The organism is Oceanicola sp. 22II-s10i, from assembly GCF_002210105.1.
Taxonomy (GTDB): Bacteria; Pseudomonadota; Alphaproteobacteria; order Rhodobacterales; family Rhodobacteraceae; genus Pseudooceanicola.
The window spans coordinates 1-993 of record NZ_AQQU01000038.1; the positions used below are offsets into that span (position 1 = coordinate 1).

Annotated in this window: 1 protein-coding gene; it reads left to right on the forward strand. The window is 60.0% G+C overall.

The window, feature by feature from the left end; translation table 11 throughout:
- Positions 1-281: 281 nt before the first annotated feature.
- The coding region (locus tag ATO6_RS24715) for a hypothetical protein (protein ID WP_217899069.1) at positions 282-993 on the forward strand (712 nt) is incomplete at its 3' end.

The following is a 993-nucleotide window of genomic DNA, read 5'->3' on the forward strand; positions in this document are numbered from 1 at the left end:
TGCTGAACGAGCTGGAGAAGGCGCATCTCTATATCGCGCAGCTCGATGCCCGCGATGACGCTCGGAAAGCGGAGATGGACCAGCTACGCGCACAGAACGCGGATCTGGCCGCGCGGCTGGCGCGTCTTGAGGCGGCGGCGACGGAACCAGAGGCAGACTGACCCAAAATATTCTTAGCCGGCACGCTATCAGGGATCAGAACCCGATAAGGCGCTTGTGAGCCTTCGCCCATCCGGTAGGGTTTGCCGATAGACTTCAGGACCTTCTCAAAGGAATTTCCCATGCCCCGCTTTCTGATCGGACTGACCCTCGCCGGTCTTCTGCCCTTTGCCGTCCATGCCCAGACCGTGCTGTCGGGCAATCACAGTGTCGATGGCGCGCTCTGCGTCGGGGATGACTGCACTGGCGCCGAGAACTTCCCCCAAGTCCCGTTGAAGCTGAAGAATCTCAACACGCGCATTGTCTTCCAAGATACCTCATCTAGCGCCGGCTACGCGTCCAACGACTGGCGGCTCGAGGCCAATGGAACCCAGAGTAACGGCGCCAACTATTTCGCCATCGTCGATGCCGAAACCAGCAACCAGATCCTGCGGCTTGATGCGGGGGCGCCGGCAAACTCGGTCTATGTCGATGGGGCCGGCAAAATGGGGCTGGGCACCATGATCCCGCAGGCGGATATACACGTGATCAGTTCGGGCACTGCCAAGGTGCGACTGGAAAGGTCGGTCGATCAGGGCATGGACATCGGGATCGATGCGGTTGGCTTCTACTTAAAGGATTTGGGAACGGCGAACATCCCCTTTGCCGTCGATTACGACGCCCCTACTTCTGCGCTCTACATTACGTCTTCTGGCAGGGTTGGGCTGGGCACCAATTACCCGGAGGCCGCGCTGCATATCATTCGCGGCAACAATACGGCCGCGATGCTGATCGAGGATACGGGGGCGGGGACGCTGGGCCAGCTGACGCTGAGGAACAACGGCATCACCTTCT